Source organism: Paenibacillus sp. P4_A9 (assembly GCF_056402415.1).
The window spans coordinates 1-18,821 of sequence record NZ_JBFUHL010000078.1 but is presented as its reverse complement, the minus strand read 5'-3'; the positions used below and the strand labels follow the sequence as shown (position 1 = coordinate 18,821).

General features: G+C 49.2%; 15 protein-coding genes. All 15 read left to right on the top strand.

Annotation, left to right across the window (positions count from 1 at the left end; genetic code table 11):
- On the top strand, positions 1-958 hold a 958-nt coding region (locus AC1DVJ_RS26905; protein ID WP_477595212.1), incomplete at its 5' end, for an ABC transporter permease.
- A gap of 17 nt (positions 959-975) precedes the next feature.
- Positions 976-1,860, top strand: coding sequence for a carbohydrate ABC transporter permease (locus tag AC1DVJ_RS26900; RefSeq protein ID WP_477595210.1), 885 nt, complete (start codon positions 976-978; stop codon positions 1,858-1,860).
- Positions 1,861-1,900: 40 nt separating this feature from the next.
- Complete coding sequence (locus AC1DVJ_RS26895) at positions 1,901-3,514, top strand: extracellular solute-binding protein (protein WP_477595208.1); 1,614 nt, start codon at positions 1,901-1,903, stop codon at positions 3,512-3,514.
- Positions 3,515-3,533: 19 nt separating this feature from the next.
- Complete coding sequence (locus tag AC1DVJ_RS26890) at positions 3,534-3,986, top strand: NanQ anomerase/TabA/YiaL family protein (protein ID WP_477595206.1); 453 nt, start codon at positions 3,534-3,536, stop codon at positions 3,984-3,986.
- A 38-nt stretch (positions 3,987-4,024) separates the two neighbouring features.
- Positions 4,025-4,810 (top strand): HpcH/HpaI aldolase family protein, encoded by a 786-nt coding sequence (locus AC1DVJ_RS26885; RefSeq protein ID WP_477595204.1) that lies wholly within the window; start codon positions 4,025-4,027, stop codon positions 4,808-4,810.
- Between the two features lie 34 nt (positions 4,811-4,844).
- Positions 4,845-7,277, top strand: coding sequence for an alpha-glucuronidase family glycosyl hydrolase (locus AC1DVJ_RS26880; protein ID WP_477595202.1), 2,433 nt, complete (start codon positions 4,845-4,847; stop codon positions 7,275-7,277).
- A 189-nt stretch (positions 7,278-7,466) separates the two neighbouring features.
- The gene (locus tag AC1DVJ_RS26875) at positions 7,467-9,950 is read left to right on the top strand and encodes a hypothetical protein (RefSeq protein WP_477595200.1); all 2,484 of its coding nucleotides are present in this window, start codon (positions 7,467-7,469) and stop codon (positions 9,948-9,950) included.
- A gap of 35 nt (positions 9,951-9,985) precedes the next feature.
- Entirely contained in the window at positions 9,986-12,427 is a 2,442-nt protein-coding gene (locus AC1DVJ_RS26870; protein WP_477595198.1) for a hypothetical protein, read from the top strand.
- Positions 12,428-12,432: 5 nt separating this feature from the next.
- On the top strand, positions 12,433-14,388 hold the full coding sequence (locus AC1DVJ_RS26865; protein WP_477595196.1) for an SUMF1/EgtB/PvdO family nonheme iron enzyme: 1,956 nt from the start codon (positions 12,433-12,435) through the stop codon (positions 14,386-14,388).
- Positions 14,389-14,428: 40 nt separating this feature from the next.
- Entirely contained in the window at positions 14,429-15,406 is a 978-nt protein-coding gene (locus AC1DVJ_RS26860; RefSeq protein ID WP_477595194.1) for a 2-hydroxyacid dehydrogenase, read from the top strand.
- A 486-nt stretch (positions 15,407-15,892) separates the two neighbouring features.
- Complete coding sequence (locus tag AC1DVJ_RS26855) at positions 15,893-16,057, top strand: hypothetical protein (protein WP_477595192.1); 165 nt, start codon at positions 15,893-15,895, stop codon at positions 16,055-16,057.
- Positions 16,054-16,206, top strand: a complete 153-nt coding sequence (locus tag AC1DVJ_RS26850) for a hypothetical protein (RefSeq protein WP_477595190.1) — start codon at positions 16,054-16,056, stop codon at positions 16,204-16,206. The genes AC1DVJ_RS26855 and AC1DVJ_RS26850 overlap by 4 nt, the downstream gene beginning before the upstream one ends.
- A gap of 95 nt (positions 16,207-16,301) precedes the next feature.
- Positions 16,302-17,291 (top strand): Gfo/Idh/MocA family protein, encoded by a 990-nt coding sequence (locus tag AC1DVJ_RS26845; RefSeq protein WP_477595188.1) that lies wholly within the window; start codon positions 16,302-16,304, stop codon positions 17,289-17,291.
- Positions 17,292-17,897: 606 nt separating this feature from the next.
- Positions 17,898-18,206 (top strand): hypothetical protein, encoded by a 309-nt coding sequence (locus tag AC1DVJ_RS26840; protein WP_477595186.1) that lies wholly within the window; start codon positions 17,898-17,900, stop codon positions 18,204-18,206.
- 80 nt (positions 18,207-18,286) lie between these two features.
- On the top strand, positions 18,287-18,821 hold a 535-nt coding region (locus AC1DVJ_RS26835; RefSeq protein ID WP_477595184.1), incomplete at its 3' end, for a response regulator transcription factor.

Genomic DNA, 18,821 nt, shown 5'->3' with positions numbered 1-18,821 from the left:
TGGATGTTTTGATTCGGCTGCAAGCGTGATACAACTAGATCAACTCAAACCGAAAGGAGGTATTCGTATCAGGCTGATCCGACATAACAAATATCTATATCTGATGATGATCCTGCCCATGCTGTACTTTGCGCTTTTTAAATATGGTCCTCTATTCGGACTCTTGATCGCCTTTAAGGATTACAACGTGTTCCAAGGCGTCTGGAAAAGCGATTGGGTAGGAACAAAATACTTCCAGGAGTTTTTGTCGGACCCTTATTTCTGGAAGCTAGTTCGCAACACCCTTTTGATGAATTTATATTTGATTATTTTCTTTTTTCCGGCACCAATTGTTTTGGCACTTCTGTTAAATGAACTCAAACTACTGAAATTCAAAAAAATTGTACAAACGGTTAGTTATTTGCCACACTTTCTTTCCACCGTCGTTATTTGCGGAATGCTCGTCAACTTTCTGACCAATGACGGGTTGATCAACCGTATTCTGGGGGGGCTCGGATTTGAGAAGATTCAATTCCTGCTCATGCCTGAGTGGTTTAGAACGATCTATGTCAGCTCGGAAATTTGGCAAGGACTCGGTTGGGGAGCCATCATCTACTTGGCGGCGCTCACTGCTATAGACCCTCAGTTATACGAGGCTGCTACGATGGACGGAGCCAACCGCTGGAAGCAAGTATTCCATGTGACGATTCCGGGCATAGCGCCAGTCATTACGATCATGTTTCTGCTTAATCTAGGCAACATTATGAGCATCGGTTATGAAAAAATATTGTTGCTTTATACCGGGCCGACGTATGAGACGGCGGATGTCATCTCAACATTTGTTTATCGCAGAGGCCTTCTTGGAAGCGATTTCAGCTTTGCGACGGCAGTCGAATTTTTCCAATCCATCATTGTATTGTGTTTCGTAGTGACAGCGAATTATATTTCGAAGAAAGTAAGCGAAACCAGCCTATGGTAGAAATGAGAGTGACCCCTATGAGGAGAAACAAAGGGATCGCACCCTTGCTATTTGACGGATTCAATATGTTCTTAATGCTCATACTCATGCTGGTAACGTTGTATCCCATTTATTACATGGCGATCATCTCGGTAAGCGATGGGTTTAGTGTGGCTAGGGGGGAGGTGAAGTTTTTTCCGTCCGGCTTCAACTGGGAAGCCTATAAAACCATTTTGGAAGACCCGACGATCGTCCGCTCGTATGCCAACACTTTCTTCTATACCACATTAGGTACAGCTATCAATCTTGCAATGACGGCTTTATGTGCCTATCCGTTATCCCGGAGTAATGTTCCTGGAAAAACATTGTTTACCGTGCTTATCGTGTTAACTATGTTTTTTCACGGTGGGATTATCCCAAATTATTTGGTAGTCCATAATTTAGGACTACTGGACTCGATCTGGGCCATTCTGCTGCCTCCGGCCATTAACGTATGGTACATGATTATGATGCGGACCTTTTTTTCGGGAATCCCCAAGGAGATTAATGAATCCGCTCTCATGGATGGTGCGAACGATTTGATTATATTTTTACGCATTGTACTCCCGCTTTCTGTTCCGGTCTTGGCAACGATGACGATGTTTTATGCGGTTTGGCATTGGAACAGTTTTTTCCCTTCTATGATTTATTTGGATAATCAGAAGCTGTTTCCGATACAAATCATCATGCGTAAAATCGTTGTCGCCGGGCAGATGGGGAACCAGAGTATGGCGGCCAGCGGCTCGGAGGTTGGGGGAATGGTCACTGCAGAAACGATTAAGTACGCTGTCATCATCATCACAATTACACCGATTTTGGCCATTTATCCGTTCATTCAGAAGTATTTTGTCAAGGGTGTTATGGTGGGGGCATTAAAGGGCTAGGCGCAGCAACTTAATTAAAATAATGAATGGAGCGAATGAAATGGCATATAAAAAGAAACAGGTTATTTCTTTGATTTCCACCTTGGCACTGACCTCCGCAGCATTGCTCGGCTGCAGTACTTCGCAGCCCACGGCTGACAACAAACAACCGGAAACCACAAGCCAGCCTTCTGCGGATTCGAAGAGCACAGGAGGCAAGCTGCTGGACAAACCGATCACGTTGAAGGTCGCGCTGCCGGACGCCGCAAGCCAGCCCCTTGTGCTGGATTCGCCAGCTATTCAGGAGATTAACAAAAAGACCAATGTCAAGATCGAACTGCAGGGTACGCCCGACACGAATTATTCGGAGAAATTGAAAACGATGCTAGCCACAAACAATATCCCGGATATTGTAAGAATCAGCAAAGCTAACTTGCCGGACGCTGTTCCAATGGAAAAAGCTGGAATGTTCCTTGCCGTAACTGACTACCTGGATAGTGCACCCAACTTTAAGAAGGTGATCGACCAAAACCCTGAAATCAAGAAATTGATGGTGGATGGAAAGCTATACGGGTTCCCGGTGATGGGAAAATGGAAAGTTCGTTACGGGCAGCTCCCGCTGGTACGGGATGATATCATGAAAAAGCTGAATTTGCAGGCACCTACCACGTTTGACGAGCTGTACCAGGTTTTGAAGAAATTCAAGGAAGCCTATCCGGATTCGTACCCGCTGACCTTCCGCAACGGCATCAAGAACTTCCTTCCTTATATGGCTTATGCGCTGGGCTCTGGCTATACGATTTACTTCGACCCAGATATCAACGGCGGCCAATATGTGTACGGTCCGGCGCATTCGGAGGACTTCAAGCCGGTGCTAGCTTATTTCAACAAGCTATACAGCGAGAAGCTGCTGGACCCGGATTATGCCATCAATACCCAGCAGACATGGCAGGAGAAGCTGAGTACCGGCAAATCGCTATTTTATTACGACAACAATACGTTCGCGCTTGGGTTTACCAAGACGCTGCAAACCAAAGACCCGCAGGCTAAATTCGAGCAACTTCGCATTATGAAAAACTCGAAAGGCCAAATCCGCAATTACGAGTACGCCAAAGACTGGTGGCACCTATATGCGGTGAGCTCCAAAGTGAAGGATCCGAAGGAAGTCATCAAGTTTATGGATTGGATGTACAGCGATGAGGGCGTTAAGGTAACCAACTTCGGCATTGAAGGAGAGCAATACAAGCTGGAAAACGGTAATCCTGTCGTGCAGGACAGTGTCCTGAAAACCTATTTGTCCAAAGCGGATCCGTTCCATGCCATGCAGTCCGCAGTGGGTACTGGATTACTGGCCTTCGCTACTTATGTCGACGAAAAACCGCTCGTTGCCATTTCCCCTCCTGAGCTGGAAAAATGGAGCAAGCTAATGGATCAGGATAGCAAAGGATATTTCCCAAATACAATATTGGATCCAATATTTACGAAGGAAGAAACAGATAAATTAAAGCAGTTGAGAACTCAAGTAGATACATCGGTTGAGCAGGAAATGGATAAATTCATCATGGGGACGCGCTCACTGAACGAATATGAAGACTTTGCCAAGCAGTTGGTCAGCAAGGGTGCACTGGAAATTGAGAAAATTTACAATGATGCGAACGCACGTTTGAAAAAATAATAGTGGGAGGCTTGTATCCATGATCTACGATCATATTCGAAATGCTGGACTGTACACCGGTTTAAATGAGAAATTCGCCCTTGCTTTCGATTATTTGAGCAGCCGCAACGTGCTCGAGATGGAGCCTGGCAGATACGAAATTCAGGGCACTGAGCTGTTTCTGCTTCTTCAAAGCTATGAGACAAGACCGAACGATCAGGGCTTCTGGGAAGCGCATCGAAGCCATATTGACATCCAGGTCATGCTGCAGGGGACGGAACGTATGGGAGTGGCGTATGCGCACCACTTAGAGGTAACGGAAGATCACCTGGATGAAAAGGACTATAAGGTGCTTGTCGGAGATGGGGATTTTGTGGATGTAAAGGAGGGCTGTTTCACGATCTTTTATCCCGATGACGCCCATATGCCTTGCCTCTCTCCAGCCGAAGGCTCTCAGACGGTGAAAAAAGCAGTATTCAAAGTAAAAATATGACGAGGTGAACTATGAATAGTCGGGAGCTTTTAACTCAGATGAATGAAGGAGGCCGCATCTACGGGACGTTGATCATTTCAACGTCTCCCCGCTGGCCTGTGGAAGTAAAGAAACTCGGCTTGGATTTCGTTTTTTTGGATACGGAGCACATGTCGATGGACCGCGATCAGCTTTCATGGATGTGCCGTACTTACGCTGCGCTCCAGATCGCTCCTATCGTTCGCATCCCTTACCCCGATCCGCATCAGGCAAGCATCGCAATGGATGCCGGCGCAGCTGGTATCGTTGCGCCTTATGTAGAAACCGTGGAGCAGGTTCAAGCGCTGAGAGGTGCGGTTAAGCTGAGACCCCTTAAGGGGCAGAAGCTGCAGCGGATTATTGAAGGCAGCGAGACGCCGGAGCCGCAGCTCGCCGAATATTTGCAGGAATTTAACAGGGAAAATATATTGATTGTGAACATCGAAAGCAAACCCGCGTTAGATGCATTGGACGATATATTAGCCGTACCGGGACTGGACGGCGTGCTGATCGGGCCGCACGATCTGTCTTGCAGCTTGGGCGTTCCCGAGCAGTATCGGCACCCGTTGTTTGTAGAGGCTATCGAGACGATCATCCGCAAAGCGAGAGCCGCCGGCGTTACAGCCGGAATCCATTACTTTTTCGGTGTGGACCAGGAGATCGAGTGGGGGAAGCTGGGCATGAACATGTTTATCCAGGCCTCCGATATGACGGCATTTGTAGACAATATGACGCGCGAGCTTCATGAAATTAAATTAGCGCTAGGCGATGCGGCACATAGTGCCCAAAACAGAATTCATATTTAGTTATACATATGAAAAACGAAACTGGAGGGACCCAATGAGTCGTAATCAACAATCTTTCATCCAGAAAACAGCAGTCTGGGACCTATCGAACGCTATTGTGCTGACTCCTAATTGGGTAAGTGCAGTTGAAGAGAAAGCGATTAGGGTACTGATTGAAGAAGTGGAGAAACGAACGGGCATCACGCTGCCGGTTGTAAATAAGCGGCCGGAAGGAAGCAATCCGGTCATTATCGCCGGAACAAGTCAAACGCTTAACGAACACATCCAGCCATTTGCTGCTGCTCTGCTGCAATTGGAAGCTCCTGGCGAAGAGGGCTACCGGCTGCTGGGGCAGCAGGAGGATAAGCCGATTGTACTGATCGTTGGCGAAGATCACCGAGGACTGCTGTACGGCATCGGCAAATTTCTGAGAAAAGCGAGACTGAAGCAGCAATCGATCTTGGTAGATGCGAATCTTTCGATCTCGAGTACCCCTCGGCAATTATGCAGAGGACATCAGCTGGGATATCGGCCTAAGACGAACGCATACGACGCTTGGTCGGTCGAGCAGTTCGAGCAGTACATTCGCGAGCTTGCTTTATTCGGGGCTAACAGCATCGAAATTATGCCTCCGCGCACCGACGACGACCCGACGGGTCCGCTGATGAAGGTCGATCCGACGGAGATGATGATCCGTTTATCGGAAATCATTCATTCGTACGGTCTTGACACCTGGGTTTGGTACCCGAATATGGCGGACAATTATGCCAATCCAGCGACGGTTCAGGCCGAGCTGGCGGAGCGGGAAGAGATTTTCAGCAAGGTACCGCATATCGATGCGGTGTTCATTCCGGGGAGCGATCCAGGGGATCTCGAGCCTGACCTATTGTTTGAGTGGTCTGAGCAAGTAGCCGGGCTGCTGCGGAAATATCACCCGCAGGCCAAGCTATGGCTATCCCCGCAGGTGATGTCTCACGAATCGAAGCGATGGCTGGAAGGATTTCTCGCTAATGTTCTGCTGGAGCCAGAGTGGCTGGGCGGGATTGTGTTCGGGCCGCACGTAGATATTACACTGCCAGATCTGCGCCGAATCGTGCCGGACCAGTATCCGATCCGCCGATATGAAGACATTACGCATAATTTCCATTGCCAGTATCCTGTGCAGGAATGGGACCTTGCCTATGCCTTGACTCTGGGCCGTGAAAGTATCAACCCGAGGCCGCTTGCACAAAAGCATATCCACAACCTGCTGGAGTCCTATGCTGTCGGCAATATATCGTATTCCGAGGGCATCAACGACGACGTCAATAAATTTATCTGGAGCGACCAGGATTGGGACTCAGGGACGCCGGTAATTGAAACATTGCGCGATTTTGCCCGGCTATTTATCGGAGACGATTATACGGAGGGCGTCGCTCAAGGGCTGTTGGCTTTGGAGCGGAATTGGGAAGGACCTTTGATTGCTAACGAAACGGTAGATGATACACTGCGGCAATGGCAGCTAATGGAACAGTCAGCACCTCCGGAGGTGACCAACAATTACCGTTTCCAAATGGGGCTGCTTCGCGCCTACTACGACGTGTATATTAGAAGGCGTTTGATTTATGAAACCGAGCTGGAGAAGGCAGCCATGGATTGGCTGAAAGCAGCCTCGACTGTGGGAACAGCGGCAGCGATCGAGCATGCCGAGGCCGTCTTGCGGAAGGCGACTGCTGCACCGGTAGCTGCGCAATACCGTTCACGCTGCTGGGAGTTGGCCGACGAGCTGTTTAAGAACATCGGCGCGCAGCTCTCGGTGGTAAAGCATCATGCAATCGCGTTAGGTCGGGGGGCGTTCATGGATGCCATTGATTTTCCGCTGAACGATGCAATGTGGCTGACATCACAGTTTTCCACCATTTTGAAATTAGAGAGTGAATCGGAGCGTCTGGAAGCCGTTCATCAACTGATCCACCGCACCAATCCGGGACCTGGAGGCTTTTACGACAATTTGGGCTCGTATCAGGGCTGGCAGCGGGTTCAAAAAGCGAAGGGTTGGGAGCTCGATCCAGGGTTTCTCGAGTCGCCGAGATTGGCCCCCGCTATTTATTTGCTGCAAAGTGAACGGACGATATCTACGGGTCATATCCCGCCATTGGCCGCTGTCCGACATGCCAATACGCTTGCGGATACCCAGCTTTCGCTGAGCTATGAGCATCTTGATCCTGCTTGCTCCTATAACGTCAAGGTCAATTACGTCGGGGATACCATCGGGGAACTTTGCAGAGATTACCGGGTGACATTGACAGCGAATGGCGAATGCACGATTCATGAGAACGTGCTTGTGAAAGAAGGGCAGTGCACGTTAATCGAATCAACGATTCCACAGGAGGCATTGACCAGCGGTACGCTGACCCTCACGTTCAAAAGGATCAGCGGTTTTAAACGGTTGAACGTCTCGGAGGTCTGGATTATCCCGAGTAGCAATACCATGGCTAAGGCACTTTAAGCAGAATTGCTCAAGCATGATACCTAACAAGCTCCCTCCAATTCACGTTATGGATATGTGATTTGAGGGGGCTTGTAAGAGTGCTTACAAACAGAGGTATACGTTATAGAACGGTACTGGTGGGGCAAAGTGAAAATTACCATTTAACTAGTCGGATCTATCTTATCCGGCGGCAAGGAGTGTTCAATCATGACTTCATCTTTGCAAACCATTGATCTCACAAGCGCTGTAATTATACATTCGACAAGTGCATCTGCTCACGAAAACAAAGCCATTATCGTATTGCTCGAGGAAATCGCGAAGCGAACTGGAATCACCCTGCTTACTGATCACAGCACGACCACGCATTTCCAAGCCCCCAGAATCATCGTCGGATCCGAAGCCTCACTTGAAGAGTTAATGAAATACAAGCTTCCGTACCAGGAGCTGTTGGGCGAGCTGACATGTCCGGGGGCGGAAGGATTCCGCGTTGCTGTGGGGACACAAGCCGGCGAGCCGCCGGTTGTATGGGTTGTCGGCGCCGATGCGCGCGGTGTGTTGTTCGGTGTTGGCAAGCTGCTGCGCGAACTGCAGTTGACGCATGGTCGGATTCAGCTGGATTCGGAGCTGCGCATTTCCAGTACGCCTGCCATGAAGCTGCGAGGTCATCAGCTTGGCTACCGTCCCAAAACAAACGCCTACGATGCATGGTCGGCCGGACAGTTCGAGCAGTACATCCGCGAATTGGCCATATTTGGGTCCAACAGCATAGAAATTGTGCCGCCTCGTACGGATGATGAGGCAACAGGCATTCATATGAAGGTGCCTGCTCTGGAGATGATGATCCAACTGTCTGAAATCATCGATTCCTACGGTCTTGATGTGTGGATCTGGTATCCGAATATGGCGTCCAATTATAGCGATCCTGAAACCATTGAATCCGAATTGGCAGAACGGGAAGAAATATTCCGCAAGCTGCCTAGAATTGACCATATTTTAATTCCCAGCGGTGATCCGGGACATATCAAGCTGGATGAATTTTTTAGATGGACGGAACAGATTGCTGGTTTATTAAGAAAATATCATCCACAGGCCAAACTATGGTTCTCGCCCCAGCACCCCCAGCCTGCAGATGAGTGGGTTAACGGGTTTATGGACGGGGTGAATCGCAAGCCGGAATGGCTCGGAGGTGTAGCGCATGGTCCATGGGTCCGAAAGTCGCTGCAAGAAATGCGGGATATGCTCGATGAGGCAATTCCTATACGCAATTACCCGGATATCACGCATAACTTCGCTGCCCAGTTTCCAATTCGGGATTGGGATCTCGCGTTTGCCCTGACGCACGGGCGTGAAAGCATCAATCCCCGGCCGATAGCCATGAAACAGATCCATAACCAAATTTGCGCCTATTCGACCGGCAGCCTTACTTATTCCGAAGGTATCTATGATGATGTAAACAAGTTCATTTGGGGTGCTCAAGACTGGGATCCAACCACGGATGTGGCCGTCACGCTTCGTGAGTATGCGCGTTTCTTCATTGGAAGTGATTACACGGAAGCGCTGGCCGGCGCCATCCTGGCGTTGGAACGCAATTGGACCGGGCCGCTTATTGCTAACCATGGCGTAGAAGCTACACTCAGACAGTGGTTGGACATCGAGGACAAAGCAGGGGCTGACGTACGGGACAATTACCGATTCCAAATGGGGCTGCTGCGCGCAAACTATGATGTCTATATTCGGCGGCGTCTTCTGCACGAAACCGAGCTGGAGCTGCGGGCCGTCTTCGCTCTGGAGTCTGCCCCCAAGACGGGCGCATTGCCCGCTTTAGACGAGGCGGAATCGATTCTGAGCCTTGCCCGTAATTTATCGGTTGCAGCGAAACAGCAGCGACAAGCCTGCGAAGAACTCGCAGAGTGTCTATTTCACTCGATCGGCGCTCAATCGTCTGTCGGCAAGTATCAGGCGATCGCTTGGGATCGCGGGGCATTCATGGATGATATTGACCAACCGCTCAATAATGCCGAGTGGCTGTTAGCCCATCTCGATCAAGCCCGGCAACTGACGGACGAGTACAGCAGGTTGGAAGTCATCCACAAAGCGATACGCCGGACGGATCCCGGGCCTGGCGGCTATTACGATAATTTGGGTTCTACCTCAAGCTGGGAACGCGTCGTCATGAGACGAAGCCGGGAGGAAGATCCCGCTTTTGAGGATTCGGTGTTTACGGCCTATTGCGTGCACTTCCTTCATCTCACCGAGCAAAGGAAACAGGAAATCGGCCCCGTTCCGCTAGCCTGGCTGACACAGCTGACTTCGTTCTATAAAGCCCCGCTTACGCTGAAATACGAGCATCTGGACAGTACCTCGGATTACGTCCTGAAGGTGACCTACAGCGGATTTATGACCGCGCGCAGCGGTCCGATGCAGCTGATTGCCAATGATCGGTATGTTCTTGCTGAGGGTCTCCGTGTGAGCGTGCCAATCCTGCAGAAGGAGTATTTCGTTCCTCGCGAGGTAATTATAGACGGTCGGCTCTTCTTGACATGGAGCACAGCTCCGGATCGGGTAGGCCCGTATGCCGCTGAGGTTTGGTTAATGAGAGCAGGGCAACAGTCAAATGATCGTCCTTCTTTACAAGCGGCTCCACGTTTAGCTGAAATTCATCGTGCCTCATTTAATGGCACGATGGGATAGAGCGATTGCCAAGTGAAGAAAAGGAGAGAGGCATGATGAACCAAACAGTATGCAACGGGGTACACGTGACCGATATTTCCGACGCGAGAATTTACGCGCCGAAGTCTATGCCGGCTAGAGGAATGACCGCTGTAAACATTATGGTCGAGGAAATCGAAAAACGAACAGGCATTCGAATCCCCTTACTGGATACGCCACCTGAGGATTCTCAGCCGATTATTACCGTTACATATGTAAACCAACAAGCTGAGAAAGCGCTTGGTCCGGAGGGATTCAGAATATCTACGGATCAAAGTGGCAGGTTTACGATTACGGTAGAAGGCGCCGATGATAGAGGTGTTCTGTATGGCGTTGGTAAGCTGCTCAGAGTTATGTACCTGACGGTAGCCAGCATTAAGGCTCCTTCCACGATCAGTCTTTCTGAAACGCCCCATTTTCCTTTAAGAGGGCATCAGCTTGGGTACAGACCCAAAACCAATGCCTATGACGCTTGGACACCTGAAATTTATTCACAGTACATCCGAGAGCTTGCCCTGTTTGGCGCCAACAGTATTGAAATTATGCCGCCGATCACGGATGACGATCGAACCGGCCCGCTGATGAAATATGATCCTCTCTTTATGATGCAGCATGTATCGGAAGTATGCGACGCAATGGATTTGGATGTCTGGATTTGGTACCCGAATATGGGATCTGAAGACAATTGGTATCCGGCTTCTGGCAGTGATGAGGAGTTTATGAAGCCCGAATACCTGAAGCTGCAATTGGAAGAGCGAAATGAGATTTTTGGTTCGCTGAAAAGAGTGGATCATGTTTTTGTGCCAGGTGGAGATCCAGGTGCGTTAGGTGCGCAGGATTTATTCGATTTTATGGCCATGCAAGCGGAGGTGCTGCAAAAATATCATCCCCATGCCAAAATGTGGGTTTCCCCTCAGGCCTTCAATCCGACGGATGAGTGGCTGGATGTTTTTTTTGAGAATGTTCGTAAAGAACCGATATGGCTCTCTGGGGTAGTCTTTGGACCGTGGGAAAAACACTCCCTGCCTGAGCTTAGGAAGCTTGTTCCTGAACGGATAGCTATTCGGAGCTACCCTGATATTACGCACAGCCTTAGCTGTCAATATCCTGTAGCGAACTGGGATACGGCGTTTGCGATGACGCTTTCCAGAGAATGCATTAACCCGAGGCCGGTGGCTCAAAAACACATCCAAAACTCAACGATGCACGATGGGATTGTCGGCTCATTAAGCTACTCGGAGGGCATCAATGACGACTTGAATAAATTTGTATGGAGCGGACAGGATTGGTGCCCAGATACGCCTGTGCTCGATACGTTAAAAGAGTATGCCAGATTCTTGATCGGTCCGGAATTTGAAGATGGGGTTAGCCAAGGCTTACTAGCACTGGAGCGTAATTTCGAGGGGCCCGTGGCGACAAGCCAACAAATTCCGATCACACTAAAGCAATGGATGGCCATGGAAGCAATGGCAGACGATAAAGTAAGGAACAATTACAGATTCGAGCAGGGCTTACTGAGAGCGTACTATGATGCTTATATCCAAAGAAGATGGATTCATGAAACCGAGCTTGAGTATAAGGCCAAGGATATTTTGGCTCAAGTCGCTGAACTAGGCACATTAAAAGCAATGGAGCTTGCGGAAGAAATACTGGATAAGAAAGTTTCCGAACCGGTATGCATGGATATTAAAATGAAGTGCGACGAGCTGGCCGACCGGCTGTTCGACCATATCGGAGCGCAGCTAACCGTTGAAAAGCATAAAGCCATCGGAGTAATTCGCGGAGCGTTTATGGATGGCATCGATCTGCCGCTGAACGATATGGCGTTCCTTACAAATTCTTTTGCACTCATCAGACAAATGCCAGATGAACAAGCGCGATTATCCGCTCTAAACGACAGTATTATTAACCGAACCAACCCCGGAATTGGAGGCTTTTACGATAATTTTGCTCTCAATCACTCCTTATCGAGAGTTGAATTTGCCCATTCGTGGGCCGACGATCCCGGCTTCTTGAAAACAGCGCTGCTAAGGCATAATCCAGCTCTTTTGCAGGCAGCTTTGAAAACTTCATCGACTGCCACCTATACAAGGGTTTGCCGAGAAGCACTGCATCGCATTTTACCAGGGTTAACCAGCCCGCCGCTAGCTTGGATTACGTATTTGAATTCCTATTACTCGGCACCGATCAAGGTGACCTATGATGATCTGGATCGACATGCATCGTATGTAATTAAAGTCATGGGGCTGTGGGGCGGCAGGGTCCGGATGCTGGTCAACGGGAAGTACGTCGATGATGTGCATGTGAAGTATCGAGGCTTGCTGGACGAATATCCGGTTACCCCAGATATGATTCCGGATGGCAAAATGGAGATCGTCTGGGTCAATGAAGAATCGGGAGTAGGTCCATACATTAATGAGTTATGGGTAATGAAACAGGGAGAAATGTCCAAGAGGTGATCATGGTGGGGTTTGAGCATGAAGCTAAAACGTATGTCAATTCACTTGGGATGGCCTTCAAATGGATTGAGGCTGGAAGCTTCCGGATGGGCAGCGACTATGGCGATTCGGATGAACAGCCCGTTCATACCGTACAGATCAGCAGGCCGTTTTATGTAAGCGCTTATGAGGTTACGAACGCGATATATGAGCAATTTGACCCCGGGCACCGCAGACTTAGGGGGAAGCTCGGTTTCTCCAAGGATGACGACGAAGCTGTTATTTTCGTCAGCTGGCATGAGGCGCAGGCGTTCTGCGCCTGGCTTTCGGAGAAGGAAGGGCTCCCGTACCGACTGCCGACGGAAGCGGAATGGGAGTATGCCGCGAGGGCAGGTACCGTGACGGAGTTTCATACGGGAGATGTGTTCCCCCGATCGCAGCATAGGAACCAGAGGGAGAGTTGGTTTCCAGATCCAGAGCGTTCCCGAAGAGAAGAAGAGGTCGTACAACTGACTGTCGGATGCTTTCCCCCTAATGCCTGGGGCCTGCATGACATGCACGGCAATGTGGAGGAATGGGTAAATGACTGGTATGGACCGTATGAGTCGGAGCCTCAAACCGATCCGGTCGGGCGTGCGGACGGTGATTTTAAAGTCACTCGAGGCGGGAGTCATCAGACATGGGACTATTATTTACGATCCGCTAATCGCTTGGGGACATTGCCCGAGGATAAACATTGGATGATCGGATTTCGTGTGGCATTGGGAGAGATGCCTACTTCCGAGCCGCTTCCGGTGCCGCCAAAGCCTCTCTGGCAGCTGGATGTCCGCCAAGGCCTGCCAATGGTCGATGCGGCCGGACCTGATATGGATCGCACTTATTTCGCAGGCCCCCGCCGTTATGTCAAAGTTCTGCCTGGGGCCAAGGGACCGTTATATATTCATAACCACGTAGGCGATGTAACGGAAGCTCCGAACGGCGACTTGATTGCCGTTTGGTATTCCACGACGTCTGAGATGGGGCGGGAAATGCTGCTAGCCGGCAGCCGGCTGCGCTGCGGAGCAGAAGAATGGGACGATGCCTGTGTCGTCTTGGATGCGCCGGACCGCAATATGTCAGGTACAGCGTTATTCTGGGATGAATCGACCAACATCCTCTACCATTTCTACGGGTTAGGTGCTGCGGGGTCTTGGGGGAATCTCGCCTTGGTCATGCGAACGTCAAGGGACAACGGGGAGTCTTGGTCGAAGGCGAGCATCCTCGAACCGGAGCACGGACTGCGAACGATGCCGTTGTCTTCCGTGTTCAAGACCAAGGATGGCGAAATCGTATTGTCCTGCGATGCCGTTACAGGCAATAACGGAGGAACGGCTTTGTGGATCAGCACAGACGGGGGAACTAGATGGCGGGATGCGGGGGGAACCATTGCCGGAATTCATGCACCCGCAGCCGAGCTCGCGGACGGACGCTTCATTGCCTTCGGACGCGGAGATAACATTAACGGTAAAATGCCAAAAAGCTTATCGTCCGATAAAGGGAACACCTGGACCTATCATGAAACGGAATTTGAGCCGCTGGTCGGCGGACAACGGGCTGCGCTGCTGCGTCTGCGGGAGGGTCCCTTGTTTATGGCTACCTTCTCATCCGGTATGGATATCTTTGACAAAAGCGGGGTGAAACGCCGGGTCAAAGGGTTGATGGGCTTCGTCTCCACTGATAATGGCGCGAGCTGGGCACACCGGCGTTTAATAACGGATGATGGACCCGGTACGGTGTGGGATGGCCAGGCATGGACCGGCCGCTTCATGCTAAGCTTCAAGAACGCCGAACCGAAAGGGTATTTGTCGGTCATTCAGACGAGAGACGGTCTGATTCATCTCTTCAGCAGCGCACTGCATTACACCTTTAATTTGCATTGGCTTATGGAGCCGCATCTGGGAGAGGACGAAATTGCCTTTCGGCCTTGGAATGGAGAAGGGTGAAGAGGGAAGAGGGAAGAAACCATGAGGAGTGAGCATCATTATGAAGCCGAAAGTACTAATTACCCGAAAAGTACCTGAGAATGCTCTTGCTGTTTTGCAGGAAACCTGTGAGCTGATCGAGTGGCCTCGGGAAGATGAACCAGCGCCCCGAACTTTCCTAGAAGAGCATATTGTGGAGGCGGACGGCCTCTACTGTCTGATCACCGACAAAATCGATAAAGCCCTCATGGCCCTTGCCCCAAAGCTAAAGGTAATCAGCACGATGGCAGTCGGTTACAACCATATCGATATTGCCGAAGCGAATAAGCTGGGGATTTTGGTGACAAATACGCCGGAGGTTCTGACAGAAACGACAGCTGATCTGGCATTCGCACTTCTGCTTGCTACCGCTCGCCGCCTTGTGGAAGCGAGCGATTTATTGCGGAAAGGCGAGTGGAGAACGTGGTCTCCCATGCTCCTCACCGGTCAGGAAGTGTATGGGTCCACGCTTGGCATAATCGGAATGGGACGGATCGGTGAAGCAGTCGCCCGGCGCGCACGTGGCTTTGACATGAAGGTGCTGTACCATAACCGCAATAGGAAGCCAGAGGCGGAACAGATCTACGGACTTGAATATGCAGAGCTGAATAGACTGCTTGAGGTTTCCGATTTTGTGCTATTGCTGATGCCGTATACTCCGGAGACGGCCAACATGATCGGAATGAACCAGTTGCAGCGAATGAAAAAGAGTGCCGTTCTCATTAACGTTGCGCGAGGCGGTATTGTGAACGAGGTGGACCTGTACGAGGCTTTGCGAGAAGGAACAATCTGGGCGGCGGGTCTCGATGTGTTCGAAGAGGAGCCCGTCCAAACCGACCATCCGTTGCTTTCGCTGCCGAACGTGGTCACTTTGCCGCATATCGGCAGCGCGGGCATCGCGACTCGGATGAAGATGGCATTGATTGCAGCGGAGAACCTGCAGCAGGGGCTGGTGGGGCAGCGTCCGAAATTTCTGGTAAACGCGGAAGCGTGGAAATGAATAATCATGCCCGGAACTTGCCTCACTTCGAGCCCAGACTTCGTCTAATACATTAGACGGAAAATGCAAAGGAAACCGATAATGGAGCACCCGACTTGATCGGGTGTTTGTGTTTCTCAGGAATTGCGCAACAATACTAGTCTAATTTCGTCTATATAATATGTGGGAATTTCCACCATTCCGATGTGGTGATAAAAATGTGGAAAAGAACAACATCGCAACATTTAAAGAACGAGAGTGGAGGATATATGTTCTTGTCCTCCGACAACAATATCTGCAGCCTTCTGCCACTCGACCAACTGCGCTTCTCCGKGGACGATTTATTCCTCTCGAACCTGGGAAGGTGGCATATCACAAAAATCCCTGATGCAGGCAATTGAAATAAAGTACTGCTTCTCCACGCGAAACCGATTATACTTTAGCTATGGCCATGGCTGATGCTGCAGTGGGATATACTTTACCAAACTATAACCCGGAAGACATTCAATGAAAAATTCACAGAAAAAATGGACTGTCTATGTCATTCATCATTCCCACACGGATATTGGCTACACGGACCGGCAAGAGAAGATCACGCAGTATCATGCCGATTATATACGTCAAGTGATGGACATTCTGGACGCAGCCCGAAATGGAGGTAGGACCGAATGAGGAGGCTTCAAGTGGGTCTGCGAAATGTTCTGGGCCGTGGAGCTGTTCTGGCAACAGGCGGATCAGAAGCAGAGGGAAAGGTTCCTCAATGTTGTGAGGGCCGGCGATATCGGCCTGTCGAGCACGTACCTGAATCTGACACCGACTAAACTACGGCTGTCGATTTATACAAGATGCGAAGAAATTATAATTACTTTTGACATGTATACGAACCGTCCTATTCTATTAAAGGAGTGACATACAAATGAAGAAAACCATTGGATGGGGCATTCTCGCAACTGGGGTAATTTCCAATATATTTGCCAAAGATCTGGCATATGTTGCGAATGCACGTTTAGTAGCGGTTGGCTCAAGATCGCAAGAGAAAGCGGATGCATTTGCCGCTAAGTATAATATTCCGCGCGCATATGATAGCTACGAAGCGTTGGCGAACGATCCCGATGTAGACATTATTTATGTGGCTACGCCTCATCCGTTACATAAGGATAACGTGCTCACCTGTCTGCGAGCAGGTAAAGCAGTTTTGTGCGAGAAGTCGTTTGTCATGAATGCGCCGGAGCTGGAAATATTAATACAAACTGCTCGTGAACGACGTCTATTCATGATGGAAGCGATGTGGACAAGATTTTTACCGGCAATTAAGAAGGTGAGGGAATGGTTAGCTGCTGGTGTTATTGGGGAAGTTGGGATGGTAGATGTTCGTTTTGGCAATTTTGCTCCATGGAATCCAGAAAGCAGACTATTCAACCCCGAATTAGGTGGTGGTGCTTTGCTTGATGTGGGTATTTATTGTATCTCCTTTATTTCTATGGTTATGGGTACACCTCCAACTACGATCCAAAGTTTAGTTAATAAGGGAGATACTGGCGTTGATGAGGTATTCACTGCGTTATTCGGCTATGAGGATGGCAGGATGGCTTCTTTGATGGCAGGACTAAGATTGAAATCGAAGCATGAAGTGGTCATTCTGGGGACAGAAGGAGAAATTCGTATTACTGATTTTTGGAAAGCAAAATCTGCTATTCTAAATGTATATAATCAATATGAAGAGAAATTTGAGGATACGAGTGAGCAAATTGGTTATGCGTTTGAAGCGACTGAGGCGGTACAATGTTTGTTAGATGGAAATTTAGAAAGCAACATTATGCCTTTGGAAGAATCTTTGGCTATTATGAAGACGATGGACACGCTTAGAATGAACTGGGGCTTAATATACCCAGGAGAAGGCAAGTGAAGGAAGCAGGAAGCTAAGCTATCAATGGATAAAAGCACGAGAATCGCGTCATAAAAAAAGATTGTCGCAATCTGGCCAGTTGTCGGGTGACAAGAACATTATCTCATTATTGGCCGCGAAATTCGCGGCTTTTTTGTTTTATGGGATAAAGTTCTTGTCAAAACCAAATGACAAGAACTTTATCCCATTCCCGATTTTGACAAGAACTTTATCTCATTCCCGACGGATGACAATAAAGGAGGTTAGGTCGGTTAAATATAGCCGAAATCTGGACAAAATCCGGACTTACTGTTAAGCTAACGGGCAGAATAATGGAGAAAAAAGGGATTATGGTTCTCATGTGGAATTCATTGGGTAGTAAATTCTAGGAACTTGCAAATTCTTATAGCTAGAATCGTAAACGAGATCAACGCTGTCTTTTACCGGCGGATATCCTGGGCCGATTGATACCGATTCCCCAAATGATCGAAGTCGCAAGCGAACTTCGAGCGGACATCGTAAATGAGTAGGCTGCGCGATTCAATATTCATTCGATATTGCCCATCTATTATAGGAATGCAAGGGACACTAACCTTGCAAAAAAGATTCCGAAACGGAGGCAATTCAATGAAAGAAAACAAGCTCGCGCGTCTGGGTACAAAAAAGCTGGGGCTAATCGCAGCCGGTGTAGCGATTGTCGCTATTCTTGCAACGGCATCCGCGTTTGCGGCAAATGGCAGTTTTGGCCCGTCAACCTTGCAGGGGGTCAAAAACGTCAATGTCGCTATTTCGAGAGATGCCGTAAACGGGGAGCTCATGCATATCGTGAAAAACAAGACCGATCTTTACTCCTTCGACGGCGGAGAAACTTGGAACGATGTACTTCCTGATGGGTTTAAGCTTGACAGTAAGGGGAACCTTCAGAAAATCAAGTGATGACTGCTACTGAACATAGGCACATGGACTATAATGTCTATGTGCCTATGCTAACTCGAATGGGAAATTAAAGGTGACTTATGAGGATATTGCTTGTTGAAGATGAGAAATATATCGCGGAAGCTGTGGCAGACTTTTTGGAAGATCACCATTTTACAGTCGATCTGGCTTTTGACGGAGAGTATGGGCTGGATTGCGCGTTGTCAGGAATTCACGACATCATTATCCTCGACATCATGCTTCCTAAAATAGACGGTTTAATCGTACTGAGAAAGCTACGTGAAGAAGGTGTGAAAGCTCCTGTGATCTTGTTAACGGCACGTGACCAAACACAGGATAAAGTAAATGGATTGAATAGCGGGGCTGACGATTATTTGGCGAAGCCTTTCCATTCGGACGAGCTACTGGCTCGGATCCGGGCGCTTGGTCGCAGAATGCCAGAGATCATCCATGCCGGTTTGATTAAGTGCGGTGATATTTCCTTTAATCCCGCAGCGCTGACGCTGAACAAGGGGAGCACAGAAGCGAAGCTTACATTGAAAGAAGCCCAACTGCTGGAACTACTTTCCAAGCGAAGCGGAATGGTATTTTCCAACGACATGATTATCGAGAAAC

Bases quoted from the DNA above. Each gene is read 5' to 3' on its own strand.
- AC1DVJ_RS26885 (WP_477595204.1), top strand. From the start codon at position 4,025: ATGAATGAAGGAGGCCGCATCTACGGGACGTTGATCATTTCAACGTCT.
- AC1DVJ_RS26845 (WP_477595188.1), top strand. From the start codon at position 16,302: ATGAAGAAAACCATTGGATGGGGCATTCTCGCAACTGGGGTAATTTCC.
- AC1DVJ_RS26900 (WP_477595210.1), top strand. From the start codon at position 976: ATGAGGAGAAACAAAGGGATCGCACCCTTGCTATTTGACGGATTCAAT.
- AC1DVJ_RS26880 (WP_477595202.1), top strand. From the start codon at position 4,845: ATGAGTCGTAATCAACAATCTTTCATCCAGAAAACAGCAGTCTGGGAC.
- AC1DVJ_RS26870 (WP_477595198.1), top strand. From the start codon at position 9,986: ATGAACCAAACAGTATGCAACGGGGTACACGTGACCGATATTTCCGAC.
- AC1DVJ_RS26855 (WP_477595192.1), top strand. From the start codon at position 15,893: ATGAAAAATTCACAGAAAAAATGGACTGTCTATGTCATTCATCATTCC.
- AC1DVJ_RS26895 (WP_477595208.1), top strand. From the start codon at position 1,901: ATGGCATATAAAAAGAAACAGGTTATTTCTTTGATTTCCACCTTGGCA.
- AC1DVJ_RS26890 (WP_477595206.1), top strand. From the start codon at position 3,534: ATGATCTACGATCATATTCGAAATGCTGGACTGTACACCGGTTTAAAT.
- AC1DVJ_RS26840 (WP_477595186.1), top strand. From the start codon at position 17,898: ATGAAAGAAAACAAGCTCGCGCGTCTGGGTACAAAAAAGCTGGGGCTA.
- AC1DVJ_RS26850 (WP_477595190.1), top strand. From the start codon at position 16,054: ATGAGGAGGCTTCAAGTGGGTCTGCGAAATGTTCTGGGCCGTGGAGCT.
- AC1DVJ_RS26875 (WP_477595200.1), top strand. From the start codon at position 7,467: ATGACTTCATCTTTGCAAACCATTGATCTCACAAGCGCTGTAATTATA.
- AC1DVJ_RS26860 (WP_477595194.1), top strand. From the start codon at position 14,429: ATGAAGCCGAAAGTACTAATTACCCGAAAAGTACCTGAGAATGCTCTT.